At 68.6% G+C, this 12,840-nt stretch carries 11 protein-coding genes; 8 read left to right on the forward strand and 3 right to left on the reverse strand.

Going from position 1 to position 12,840, the window contains the following annotated elements:
- Positions 1 to 3: 3 nt before the first annotated feature.
- From ACSSVZ_RS13385 to ACSSVZ_RS13395, 3 genes are read right to left on the reverse strand one after another with little or no spacing between them, the layout of a single operon-like run.
- The gene (locus ACSSVZ_RS13385) at positions 4 to 1,311 is read right to left on the reverse strand and encodes a TRAP transporter large permease (RefSeq protein WP_453970740.1); all 1,308 of its coding nucleotides are present in this window, start codon (positions 1,309 to 1,311) and stop codon (positions 4 to 6) included.
- Positions 1,312 to 1,317: 6 nt separating this feature from the next.
- The gene (locus ACSSVZ_RS13390) at positions 1,318 to 1,863 is read right to left on the reverse strand and encodes a TRAP transporter small permease subunit (RefSeq protein WP_453970742.1); all 546 of its coding nucleotides are present in this window, start codon (positions 1,861 to 1,863) and stop codon (positions 1,318 to 1,320) included.
- Between the two features lie 25 nt (positions 1,864 to 1,888).
- Positions 1,889 to 2,956, reverse strand: coding sequence for a C4-dicarboxylate TRAP transporter substrate-binding protein (locus ACSSVZ_RS13395; RefSeq protein ID WP_453970744.1), 1,068 nt, complete (start codon positions 2,954 to 2,956; stop codon positions 1,889 to 1,891).
- Between the two features lie 176 nt (positions 2,957 to 3,132).
- Between ACSSVZ_RS13395 and ACSSVZ_RS13400 the strand changes: the two genes are divergently transcribed.
- From ACSSVZ_RS13400 to ACSSVZ_RS13435, 8 genes are all read left to right on the forward strand, one after another.
- Entirely contained in the window at positions 3,133 to 3,846 is a 714-nt protein-coding gene (locus ACSSVZ_RS13400; RefSeq protein ID WP_453970745.1) for a TetR/AcrR family transcriptional regulator, read from the forward strand.
- A gap of 111 nt (positions 3,847 to 3,957) precedes the next feature.
- Positions 3,958 to 4,812, forward strand: coding sequence for a CoA transferase subunit A (locus tag ACSSVZ_RS13405; protein ID WP_453970747.1), 855 nt, complete (start codon positions 3,958 to 3,960; stop codon positions 4,810 to 4,812).
- Positions 4,809 to 5,603, forward strand: a complete 795-nt coding sequence (locus tag ACSSVZ_RS13410) for a CoA-transferase subunit beta (RefSeq protein ID WP_453970748.1) — start codon at positions 4,809 to 4,811, stop codon at positions 5,601 to 5,603. Before ACSSVZ_RS13405 ends, ACSSVZ_RS13410 begins: the two co-directional genes overlap by 4 nt.
- Positions 5,604 to 5,742: 139 nt before the next feature.
- Positions 5,743 to 6,234: a MarR family winged helix-turn-helix transcriptional regulator gene (locus ACSSVZ_RS13415; RefSeq protein ID WP_453970750.1), complete on the forward strand. Its 492-nt coding sequence runs from the start codon at positions 5,743 to 5,745 to the stop codon at positions 6,232 to 6,234.
- Entirely contained in the window at positions 6,231 to 7,457 is a 1,227-nt protein-coding gene (locus tag ACSSVZ_RS13420; RefSeq protein WP_453970751.1) for an HlyD family secretion protein, read from the forward strand. The genes ACSSVZ_RS13415 and ACSSVZ_RS13420 overlap by 4 nt, the downstream gene beginning before the upstream one ends.
- Positions 7,454 to 9,004, forward strand: coding sequence for a DHA2 family efflux MFS transporter permease subunit (locus ACSSVZ_RS13425; RefSeq protein WP_453970753.1), 1,551 nt, complete (start codon positions 7,454 to 7,456; stop codon positions 9,002 to 9,004). The genes ACSSVZ_RS13420 and ACSSVZ_RS13425 overlap by 4 nt, the downstream gene beginning before the upstream one ends.
- A 139-nt stretch (positions 9,005 to 9,143) precedes the next feature.
- Positions 9,144 to 9,944 carry a polyphosphate kinase 2 gene (gene ppk2, locus ACSSVZ_RS13430; protein ID WP_453970755.1) on the forward strand — a complete coding sequence of 267 codons (801 nt, stop codon included), beginning with the start codon at positions 9,144 to 9,146 and terminating at the stop codon, positions 9,942 to 9,944.
- 257 nt (positions 9,945 to 10,201) lie between these two features.
- Positions 10,202 to 12,840: S8 family peptidase (locus ACSSVZ_RS13435; RefSeq protein WP_453970757.1), on the forward strand; the 2,639-nt coding region annotated here is incomplete at its 3' end.

Consider the following 12,840-nt stretch of genomic DNA (forward strand, 5'->3'; position numbering starts at 1 on the left):
GCGTCATCTGCCCAGGATCGCGGTGACGATCGCGGGAAACAGGATCACCAGGACGAGCACGCTCGCCATGATGGCGGCAAACGGGGCCGCGCCGCGGAACACCTCGCCAAGGCCGATGCCGGTGTCCTTCAGGGTCGATTGCACGACGAACACCGACAGCCCCAGCGGCGGGGTGAGCAGGCCGATCTCCACGGCCAGCACGCTGACGAGGCCGAAGTGGATGACGTCGATGCCCAGCGACTGGGTGATCGGGAAGGCGAGCGGCACGGTGATCAGCAGGATCGACGAGGAATCGAGGATCGTGCCGAGCAGGATCAACAGCATCGCGAACAGGAACAGGAAGCCGAGCGGGCCGACGCCGGTGTTGGTCGCGAGCACCGTCAGCGACGCCGGCACGCCGGAGAATGCCAGCATCCGGCCGTAGATCGACGCGCCGATGATCAGGAACGACACCGAGGCGGTGATGTGGCCGGTCTGCACGGCGATGCGCCAGAACGTGCCGGCGTTCACCCGCCGCATGGCGATGGCGAGCAGCAGGGCGACCAGCGCGCCGACGGCCCCCGCTTCGGTCGGCGTGAAGTAGCCCGTGTAGATGCCGCCCAGCACGATGCCCGCCAGCGCCAGCACCGGCGCCAGCATCCTGAGCCGGCCGCGCTCGGGCAGGGGGGCGGCATCGCTGCGGCGCTTCTCCATGAGGTCGGGCCGCGCCCGGCCGAGCGCCAGCAGGTAGATGCAGTAGGCGAGCGCCAGCAGCAGGCCGGGGCCGATGCCGCCCAGGAACAGGTCGCCGATGGAGGAATCCGTCAGCACCGCGAACAGGATCAACAGCAGGCTCGGCGGGATCAGCATGCCGAGCACCGACGACCCCGCCACCACCCCCACCGCGATGGAGCGGGCGTAGCCGGCATTGACCATTTCCGGCACCGCGACCTTGGCAAATACCGCCGCCGAGGCGATCGAGATGCCGGTGATCGCCGCGAACACCGCGTTCGACAGCACGGTGGCGATGCCCAGCCCGCCGCGCACGTTGCGGGTCATGGCGCTGATGGCGGTGAAGGTGTCGCGGCCGAGCCCGCTTTCCGACACCGCGATGCCCATCAGCACGAACAGCGGCACCACGCCGAAGGTGTAGCTGGCGATGCTCTCGGTCGCCGCCAGCGCGACGAAGTTGAGCGCCAGCTGCAGCTTGCCGGTAATGGCCCAGACGCCGAACAGCGAGACCGTCGACAGCGCGATCGCGACATGGATGCCGGAATAGATCGCGATGCCGATCGCCAGCAGCGAGAGATAGCCGATCGTCTGGTGATCCACGTCGCGCTACTCCGGCCGCGCTGCGAGCCTGCGGGCCGCGATGCCGGCCGACAGGACGAAGGACAGGGCGAGGAGCACCGAGCCCAGCACGATGATGGCGAGGAACGGCCAGACGGGCATGGTGAAATGGCCGGAGACGCCCTCCATCTCGCCGCGCTCGAAGGCGCGGATCATCTTCGGCCAGACCGCCCAGGCGAGGGCTGCGGTGAAGCCCACGCCGACCGTCTGGGCGACGAGGTCGAAGCCGGCGGCAAGCCGCGGGCGCCGCTGCGCCACCAGCGTCAGCAGCCCGTCGGAGCGGATCATCTGGCCCTTCCAGTGGGTGTGGGCGACCTGCAGGAAGACGATGCCGACGATGGAGTATTTGACCATCTCCGGCACCCCGGCGATCGGGCTGAGGAAGGCGTTGCGCCCGACCACGTCGGCGACGATCAGCACCATCAGCAGCAGGATCCACGTGGTGGCCAGCACGTTGGTCAGCGACATGACGAACCCCAGGAGCCGGACGAGGGCCGGTTCCCGGGAGGTCGTGGGCTGGGTGTCGGTCGCCATCGGTCGCGGGCCCGGCCGGCTGGGACTATTCCTTGTCCCAGTCGCGCGCCAGCTCGGCGCCGCCGGCGCGCAGCTTGTCGAGGTAGGTCTTCACGACGGTCTCGCCGGCAAGGCCCTTCGCCTCGAGTTCCTTGGCCCATTCCATCGGCAGGTTCGGCAGCGCGTCGGCCCATTCGGTCTGCGCTTCCGGCGACAGCTCGGTGATCACCGCGCCGCCCTTCTCCATGGTCTCCATGGCGGCCTTCACGCGCTCTTCGAGACCCGTGCGATAGGCCTTGGCGAACGCCTCGGTGCCGGTCCGGATGGCGGCCTGCACCTCCTTCGGCTGCTCCTCGAACCAGGGCTTGTTGGCGACGATGCCGCCGGCATACTGGGCGCCGAAATGGGTGCGGGTGACGTACTTCGCCTGCTCGTAGAGCTTGGCCGCGGCCGCCGCCGTCGGGAACACGATGACGCCCTCGGTCACGCCGGTCTGCAGGTCGTTGTAGTAGGTGGTCAGGTTGCCCGACACGCCGACGGCGCCGGTGCCCTTCAGCCAGTTCACGGCCGGTCCGGGCGCGTTGATCTTGCGGCCCTCCAGATCCTTGATGCCGGTGACCGGGAACTTGGTCATCAGCAGGTAGTCCTCCAGGCCGAAGCCGCCGCCGAGGTACTCGATGTCGTGCTCCTCCCACAGCTTGCGCATGTCGGGGATCTCGTCGTGCATCTTGTCGACGCTGCTCAGCACCAGGTCCACGTTGGGCGAGCCGAACGGGGTCACGTAGGAGACGTTCTGGAGCGACAGCAGCGACGGCTCGAACAGGCTGGAGACGATGCCCAGCTGGGCGAGCCCGTCCTCCATGGCCTCCAGCTCGCCGCCGACGTTCGCCAGCGTGCCGCCGTAGGCCTCGGTCCACTTCATCGTGTAGCCGCTGCCCTCGAGCGCCTTGTCGACGGCCGGGATGAACGCCTCGTGCAGCGTCTTCACCCACAGGAACACCGGCGGGTGGCCGGCGATCACGGTGGCGTCGATGTCTTCGGCCAGCGCCGGCATGGCGGTCGCGGCGAGGGCGGCGGACAGCATCGTTCCGCCGAGAATTGTGCGCAGGTTCATCAGGACCTCCTCAGGACGCCGGACGGGTCGCCGACGACGTCGTATCGTTTCCTCAAGCACGCTCCGGCGCGCGCGGCGGGCCGGTCGGGCTGGCCGATCCTTGTTCTCGACGGTCTCCCGACGGTCGGCTTGATAAATTTATCTGAACGTACGTATAAATTGTCAAGAGAGGTTTCATGACGCGACCCGACACGGCATCCGAGATCGACCCCACGCCCGAGCCGGCCAAGGAAGACGGCCGCCTGGTCCGCGGCGAAGCGACGCGCGAGCGCGTCCTCGATGCCGCCGAGCGGCTGTTCGCCGACCACGGCTTCGATGCGGTGTCGATCCGTCAGATCGCCCAGGAGGCGGGCGTCACCCTCGGGGTGGTCGGCTTCCACGGCGGCGCCAAGCTCGACCTCTTCAAGACGATCCTGGCACGCCGGGTGGAAACGCTGTCGGCGGCCCGCGCCGAGCGGCTTGCCACGCTCCAGCGGCGCGCCGTCGCGCCCACGCTCCATGATCTCGTCGAGGCTTACATCGCCCCCTACATCGACATCGCGTCCGGCGGCGATCCCCAGTGGCGGGCCTATGCGCGGCTGATCGCGCGCACGGTCAGCGACGACCGCTGGTATCCGCAGGTGCGCGACTTCTACGATCCGACGGCGCGCGCCTACATCGACGCCATCGCGGCGCTCCATCCGCGCGCCGACCGCGACACGCTCGCCGCCGCCCTGGTCATGTCGGTGGCCTGCATGCTGTCGGTGGTCGCCTCCACCGCGCGCATCGCCGGCCTGTCGGCGGACCCCGATTCGGCCGCACCGGAGCACGGTCCGGACGTGCTCGCCTACAAGACGGTGCTGATCGACTTCTGCGCCGGCGGGATCGCCCGGGCGGCGCTTGGGGAGTGATGCGGCCCGCATCGACGCATGCGGGGGCGCGGTGGTCCTGGCGCCTTGCGCATCGGCCATGAACCGGTACAAAGTCCGGCCGGGCTCCGTCGAAAGAAAACACGAGCGAGAATGACCAAGTTCCTGTCCCTGCACGACGCCATCGCCGAGAACATTCGCGACGGCGACGTCGCCGCCTTCGAAGGCTTCACCCACCTCATTCCCCACGCCGCCGGTCACGAGACGATCCGCCAGGGCCGCAAGGACCTGACGCTGGTCCGGATGACGCCGGACATCATCTACGACCAGATGGTCGGCATGGGGATGGTGAAGAAGCTGGTGTTCTCCTACGCCGGCAACCCGGGCGTCGGCCTGCTGCGCCGGGTCCGCGATGCCGTGGAGAACGCCTGGCCGAAGCCGCTCGAGATCGAGGAGCACAGCCACGCCGCGATGGCCAACGCCTACGAGGCGGGCGCCGCCGGGCTGCCGTGCGCCGTCTTCCGCGGCTACAAGGGCGCTGACCTCGCCAAGGTCAATCCGAACATCAAGTCGATCAACTGCCCGTTCACCGGCGAGGAACTCGCCGCTGTGCCGGCGCTGCGGCCCGACGTGTCGGTGATCCACGCCCAGAAGGCCGACCGCAAGGGCAACGTGCTGATCGAGGGCATCGTCGCCGTGCAGAAGGAGGCCGTGCTGGCCGCCAGGCGCGCCGTGGTGACGGTCGAGGAGATCGTCGACGATCTCGACACCCATCCCAACGCCTGCATCCTTCCCCACTGGACCATCTCGGCCATCGCCGTGGTGCCGGGCGGGGCGCATCCGTCCTACGCCCAGGGCTATTACGAGCGCGACAACGCCACCTACCTGGAATGGGACAAGGTGTCCTCCGACCGTGATGCGTTCACGGCCTGGATGAAGGAGAACGTGCTGGAGGCCGGTCCGGAAGTCTACGCCGACCGCACCGCCAATCTCAGGAGCGCCGCATGAGCGATCTCGGCTTCACCCCCGACGAAATCATGACGATCGCCGCCGCGCGGTCCCTGAAGAACGACGACGTCTGCTTCGTCGGCATCGGCGCGCCCTCGGCCGCCTGCAACGTCGCGCGGCTGACGCACGCGCCGGACATCACGCTGATCTACGAATCCGGCACCATCGGCACCGCGCCGGAAGTGCTGCCGCTGTCGATCGGCGACGGCGAGCTCTGCGAGACGGCGGTCACCACCGTCGCCGTGCCGGAGATGTTCCGCTACTGGCTGCAGGGCGGGCGCATCACCGTGGGCTTCCTCGGTGCCGCCCAGCTCGACCGCTTCGGCAACATCAACACCACCGTCATCGGCGACTACCACAAGCCGAAGGTCCGGCTTCCCGGCGGCGGCGGCGCGCCGGAGATCGCGTCCTCGTCGGGCGAGATCTACATAACCATGAAGCAGTCGCTGCGCGGCATGGTCGACAAGATCGACTTCTACACCTCGTTCGGCCACGGCGACGGTGGCGACCACCGTCAGCGGATCGGCATCACCACCAAGGGCCCGACGCTGCTCATCACCGACCTCGCCGTCTGGCGGCCGGATCCGGAGACCAAGGAGTTCACCGTGGTCTCGCTGCATCCGGGCGTCTCCCGGGACGACGTGCAGAAGACCTGCGGCTGGACCGTCACGTTCGCCGACGGCGTGGAAGAGACCCCGCCGCCGACCGAGCTGGAGCTGACCACGCTGCGCGACCTCAAGGCGCGCACCCAGGAAGCCCATTCCAAGACGGGCAAGCCGAAGGCCGCCTGACCCGCACGCGATCGTCGAATGGACCTTTCGAAAAGGGCCGGCATCTGCCGGCCCTTTTTGCGTTTGTGGCGCGGGCGGGCCTTGGCAAGCCGACGTTCGATTTTATATATGTTGCTTATTATAAGGATACCCACTGCAAATGCGTCCGAGCGATCCGCGCAATCCCTCCCAGAGCCTGACCTTCCTGATCCACGACGTGGCCCGCATGGTGCGGCGCAACTTCGCGCGGCGGGCGAGCGGCCTCGGCCTCACCCAGGCCCAGTGGCAGGCGCTGGCCCATCTCTCCAAGCGGGAGGGCATCCGCCAGGCGGCGCTCGCCGACCTGATGGAGATCCAGCCGATCACGCTGGGCCGCCTGATCGACAAGCTCGAGGCGGCCGATCTGGTCGAGCGCCGCAAGGACCCGTCCGATCGCCGCGCCATCAAGCTCTACCTGTCGGAAGGGGCGCACGACACGCTGGAGCGGATGTGGGCGCTGGCCGCGGACACCCGCGCCGAAGCCCTGGCGGGGATCTCCCCCGAGACGCTCGAGACGGTGATCGGCGCGCTGGGCGACATGCGCGCCAACCTGATTGCGGCGGAGGCGGGCTCGAAGGCCGCCTGCCGCCCGACTGACGAGGAACCAACATGACCGAGACAGTCTCTGACACGGAGACGGGCGACACCGTCGCGGCCGCCGATGCGCTGCCGGCGCCGACCAGCCAGGCGCAGGTGGTGGCGGGTCCCGCCGCCGCGCCGGTGAAGCGTCGGCGCCGCTGGCTGCGGCCCCTGCTGCTGATTGTCGGTCCGCTGGCCGTCATCGTCGGCGGCACCGTTTGGTACTATTCGGGCGGCCGCTACGTCTCCACCGAGAACGCCTACGTCCATGCCGACAAGGTCGCCGTCAGCGCCCAGGTCGCCGGCCCCATCCAGACGGTGGCGGTGAAGGAGAACCAGGCCGTCGCCAAGGGCGACGTGCTGTTCCAGATCGACCGCGGCACCTACGAGATCGCCGTCGAGCAGGCCGAGGCGAACCTCCAGTCGGTGCGCCAGGACGTGCAGGCGCTGAAGGAGACCTACCAGCAGGAGAAGGCCAGCGCCGAGCTCGCTCAGACCAACCTGGAGTACGCCCAGCGCCGCTACGACCGCCAGGCGACGCTCCTGAAGAACAACGTCGTCTCCCAGGCGACCCTCGACGACGTGCAGAACGCCCTCGACAAGGCCGAGCAGCAGATAAAGCTCGACCGGTTCCTGATGCGCACCACGCTCGCCAGGATCGGCGGCAGCGCCGACGTGCCCGTTGAGAAGACGGCGCAGTACCAGCAGGCGAAGGCCCAGCTCGACCAGGCCAAGCTCGATCTCGCCCACACCACGGTGACCGCTCCCTTCAACGGCGTCGCCGGCAACACGCCGGAGCCCGGCCAGTACGTCACGCCCGGCAGTGCCGTCATGAGCCTCGTCTCCAGCGACGGGATCTGGATCGACGGGAACTTCAAGGAGACGCAGCTCACCTACGTCCAGCCCGGCCAGGCCGTCGACATCGAGGTCGACGCCTATCCCGACCAGGTCTGGCAGGGCACCGTCGCCAGCGTGTCGCCGGCCACCGGCTCGGAGTTTTCCGTGCTGCCGGCGCAGAACGCCACCGGCAACTGGGTGAAGGTCGTGCAGCGCATCCCGGTCCGCATCGCCGTCGATACCGAGGCCGACGGTCCCGTGCTGCGCGCCGGCATGAGCACCCAGGTCGAGATCGACACCCACCACCAGCGCGAGCTGCCCGCCTTCGCCCGCACCGCGCTCGGGTGGATCGACGGGCTGACGCGCCAGTCGGTGGCCGAAGCGAAACCGGCGGCCGTGACAGTCGAGGCCGACAGATGACTGCGGCGGCCATCGCCACGGAGGAGGGCGGCTCGACGAAGCTCGGGCGCGGCCTCACGACCGTCTCCATCATGCTCGCCACGATCATGCAGGCGCTGGACACCACCATCGCCAACGTGGCGCTGCCGCACATGCAGGGCTCCATGTCGGCGACCCAGGATCAGATCTCCTGGGTGCTGACCTCCTACATCGTGGCAGCCGCCATCATGACGCCGCCGACCGGCTATCTCGCCGCCCGGTTCGGGCGGAAGAAGCTGTTCATGGTGGCCGTCGCGGGGTTCACGTTCTCGTCGATCCTGTGCGGCGCGGCGACCTCGCTGCCCGAGATGGTGCTGTTCCGGCTGATGCAGGGCGCCTTCGGGGCCGGCCTCGTGCCGCTGTCCCAGGCGGTGCTGCTCGACACCTATCCGAAGGAGCAGCACGGCTCGGCCATGGCGATCTGGGGCATGGGCGTGATGCTCGGCCCGATCCTGGGGCCGACGCTCGGCGGCTATCTGACCGAGTATTACAACTGGCGCTGGGTCTTCTACATCAACGTACCCGTCGGCATCCTCGCCTTCATGGGGATCATGAGCTTCGTCACCGAGACCGATAAGAAGGCGGGCCTGCCGTTCGACTGGTTCGGCTTCGCCCTGCTCAGCCTCTCCATCGGCGCCCTGCAGATGATGCTCGACCGGGGCGAGTCCCAGGACTGGTTCTCGTCGACGGAAATCCTGATCGAGACGGTGCTGTGCGGCGTCGCCTTCTACATGTTCCTCGTCCACATGTTCACCGCGAAGCGGCCGTTCCTCGAGCCCGGCCTGTTCACCGACCGCAACTTCGCCGTCGGGCTGTGTTTCATCTTCGTCATCGGCGTCGTGCTGCTCGCCACGCTGGCGCTGCTGCCGCCGTTCCTGCAGCAGCTGATGGGCTATCCGGTGATGACGGCGGGCCTCCTTTTGGCGCCGCGCGGCATCGGCTCGATGGTGGCGATGATGGTGGTCGGCCGCCTCATCGGGCGGGTGGACGTCCGCCTTCTGATCCTGTTCGGGCTCGGCATGACGGCGCTGTCGCTGCACCAGATGGCCGGCTTCACCACCGAGGTCAGCCAGCAGACGCTGGTCGTCACCGGCATCGTCCAGGGCGTCGGCCTCGGCTTCATCTTCGTGCCGCTGTCGACGATCACCTTCGCCACGCTCGATCCGAAATACCGCAACGAGGGAACGGCGATGTTCTCGCTGATGCGCAACATCGGCTCGTCGATCGGCATCTCGGTGATGACGACCATGCTGACGCAGAACTCGCAGGTGCTGCACGAGGGCCTGTCCGGTGCGCTCACCCCCTTCCGGATGGCGCTCCACTCGCCGTGGATGCCGAGCGCCTGGTCGCTGGATTCCTCGGTCGGCCTCGCCGCCCTCAATCAGGTGGTCACCACCCAGGCGACGACCATCGCCTACCTGGACGACTTCACCGCGATGATGTGGATCGTCATCGCCGTCGTTCCGCTGCTCCTGCTGATGCGGGGTCCGAAGGCGACATCCTCCGCCCCCGACATCGCGATGGAGTGAGGCCGCGGACCGGCCAGATCCGGTTGCCGCTGTCGCCGGGCGAACGGCGGCCCCGAGCGATTTCGCCTGTGCGGGCAGGTCGCCGGGCTATAGTCGCAAGCTCGGCTGGCGACGGCACCGGCGTTCATGAGAGGTGATGATGGCGAAGGACAGGCACCACGACGTTCCGCCGATCCCGAAGATCGGCAAGAAGGACTACAAGAAGCAGCTGCTGGCGCTGCAGATCGAACTGGTGAAGCTGCAGCGCCACTTCATCAAGTGCGACGAAAAGATCCTGGTCCTGCTGGAGGGCCGCGACGCCGCCGGCAAGGACGGGGCGATCAAGCGGATCACCGAGCACCTGAGCCCGCGCGAGACGCGGGTGGTGGCGCTGGGCAAGCCGTCGGACCGCGAGCAGACGACCTGGTACTTCCAGCGCTACGTGCCCTATCTCCCGGCCTCGCAGGAATTCGTCCTGTTCAATCGCAGCTGGTACAACCGGGCGGGTGTGGAGCGGGTGATGGGCTTCTGCACCGACATCGACTACGAGCGCTTCATGGAGACGGTGCTCGATTTCGAGCACATGCTGGTGCGCTCGGGGATCACGCTGCTGAAATACTATCTCGACATCAGCTTCGAGACCCAGAGCGCGCGTCTGGAGGCGCGCCACACCGATCCGCTCAAGCAGTGGAAGATTAGCCCGATCGATGCCGTCGCCGCCGAGCATTGGGACGAATACAGCAGCGCTCGCAACGAGATGCTCGCCCGCACCCACAATCCGATCACGCCCTGGACCATCGTGCGGGCCGACGTCAAGCGCCAGGCGCGGCTGAACCTGATCAAGCACCTGCTGTCGAGCCTGGACTACGAGGGCAAGGACGAGACGGTGCTCGACGAGGATCCGGCGCTCGTCTTCGCCTTCGATCCGCACCAGATCCGCAACGGCCTGATCGCTCCCTGATCGGCGTTCAGCCCGCGGGCCGGCTCCAGGCCTGCAACCCATTGGTGTGCCATTTTTGCGACGGTTGCCGAGAACCGGGCCTGGATCGGCCGGTCCCGGGGCAAAAATCGTTGCCTCGTCCGCAACGCCCTTGAGAAGGTCGCACGAGCCGTTTCGTCGGCTTGGAGGACCGGTTTCGAGGGCGCCGAAGGGGCTGCGTGTTGATGGTGCGTAAGAGGGTGCGTTCGTGTCTGGCCGCTTGTCTTCTGGCCGGGGGAGTGCTCGCGCTCGCGCCGCAAGCGTTCGCACAGACCGAGCAGAGTTCCGCGCTCGCCTCCGCGTCGACGGTCCGCGATGCGCTTCGCCGCGCGGCGGGCTTCGGCGACCGCTCGCTGATCGCCAGCGTCGTCGAGAACGTTCGGCTGACGCCCGACCGGGCGGACGCCGTCGCCGCGGAGGCCGTCGGTCTGCGGCCCGGCCTCGCGGCGGCGATCGGCCGGGCGGTCTCCGCCGGCCGGTCCCTTGCGGCGGCCTATCCGGCGGCCTCGCTGACCGGCGTCGAAGCGGCCGCAGGATCCGGCGGCGGCCTGCCGCAGGCGAGCGCCACACCCTATCCCGGCGGCAATCCGGACATCCCGCTGTCGTCGCTCACCGAGTACCAGCGCAACTACGGCCTCGACGCCATCCGCGCCGACGCGGCGCTGGAGCGGGGCATCACCGGAAAGGGCGTCGTCGTCGGTGTCATCGACACGGGTATCGACAGGCGGCCGGACGGCACCACCCACCCGGAGTTCGGCAACCGCATCGATCCGCGTTCCACCAGCTTCCTCTATTGGTTCGATCGCGATCTTGTATGCCGCAACAGCGATCCGTCCAGCTGCCCGCGCTACTCCGACGCCGAGATCCTCGACGCCTTCGACCAGCTGCCGACAGACAGCGAAGACCAGGATTCGCACGGCACCCACGTCTCGGGCATCGTTGGCGCCGGCCGGAACGGCTTCGGCATGCAGGGCGTGGCGCCCGGCGCCAGCATCCTGTCGGTGAAGGCGATGAGCCAGGACAGCTACATCGTGGGCGATGACGGCGACGAGTTCGACGTGGAAGAGCTCGAGTATTGTGGACAGGCCCTCCTTGCGGGCGGCTGCGACTTCAGGAGCGGGCAAAGAGAGGCGGCATCCACGACCGCATTCCGCTACCTCTCTCAATTCCGGGACGTGCGGGTCATCAACGGAAGTTTCGGACCGGACGCGGACGGGCCCGGCGCAACGACCTGGGACCTGGGCAACGCCGAGGAGCAGGCTGGAGACCTCGCCGAGGCGAGGGCCGTCCGGCAGAACCTGGATGCCGGCCAGATCGTCGTCATGGCGGCTGGCAACGATCGGTCCGTCGCCCCGGTCTACGCGGAAAATCCGTCCGGCGTTGGCCTGTTTCCCTTCGTGCAGCCGGCCAATGAAGCGGCAACCAATTCATCCGGCGCCCTGATCTACGACGACCACGGCAGCGGTCTGGATCTCTCCTTCACCTCGGCAGCCGCGCTCGCGGCTGCGGAACAGGCCGACGGCATTGCCCGCGGCCGCATCGTCGTCGTCGTCGCGCTCGACGCCTACAACCGGCTCGCCTCCTATTCGAACCAGTGCGGTGTCGCGAGGGAGTGGTGCATCTCCGCCCCCGGCGGCGATCAGAACACCTACTTCAGCTCCGCTCACCAGGCGGGCGACCGGGGAATCGATTCAACCGTTCCGGAGGGGTATACGCCTTCGACAAATGCCAATTTCCCGGCGCCCGATGGCTATGCCTTCTACCAGGGCACGTCGATGGCGGCGCCGAACGTTGCGGGGGCGATCGCGGTTCTGATCGAGGCCTATCCGACGTTCAGCCCGGCGGAGATCGTCGAGATCCTGTTCCTGACGGCCCAGGACCTGGGCGCGCCGGGCGTCGATGCGGTCTACGGCTGGGGCCTGGTGCGCCTCGACCGGGCGCTCGCCGTCGGTCCCGTCGGCATGACCGGGACGGGCACCTACACGGTCGGCGCGGGCGGCTCCGACACCACCTGGATCGTCGACTTCACCAGCCAGGGCGGCCTCGACAAGGTCGGCTCCGGCACGCTCTCCGTCCTCAGCGACGCCAGCTTCCAGCAAAGCTCCGCCGTCGACGGCGGCACGCTGTCGGTCGACGGCTCGCTGGTGACGCCCACCCTGGCCGTCAACCAGGGCGGCACGCTCGCGGGCACCGGGGCGGTGGTGTCCAACATCACCGTCGCCGGCCTGCTCGCGCCGGGCAACTCGCCCGGCACGCTCACCGTCACCGGCGACGTGACGCTGACGGCGACCGCCACCACGGCCATCGAGGTCGACGGGCCGGGCACCGGCAACGGCGCCGGCAACTTCGACCGCATCCTGGTGCAGGGGGCCGGCTCGGCGTTCACCGCCGGCGGCACGCTGGCGCCGGTGCTGCGCGGCATCGCGGGGGCTGCCACCAACACCTTCACCCCGAGCCTCGGCCAGAGCTTCGTGTTCGTCCAGGCGCCGACGGTGGCCGGCAGCTTCGCCGCGCTCGCCCAGCCCGCGGCCGGGCTGCCGGCGGGCACCCGCTTCGACGTGCTCTATTCCCCGACGGCGCTGGCGCTCGCGGTGACGCCGCTCGGCTACGCCGACCTGGGCGCGGTGGGCGTCGCCCAGACGGCGAACGAGCGGGCGCTGGGCGCGGCGATCGACGCGGCGCGCCCCGCCGCCGGCGTGCGGCCCGCGGCCGCCGCCAACGACCTCTACACGATCCTTTATTCCGCCGACGCCGCCGCGCTCGAGGCGGGCTTCTCCAGCCTCACCGGCCAGGTGCATGCGGAGATGGGCACCACGGCGGTGCGCGCCGTCGGCCGCTTCGCCGACACGCTGGGCGACCGGCAGATGGGGCTGGCGAT

The organism is Amorphus sp. MBR-141 (assembly GCF_053628695.1).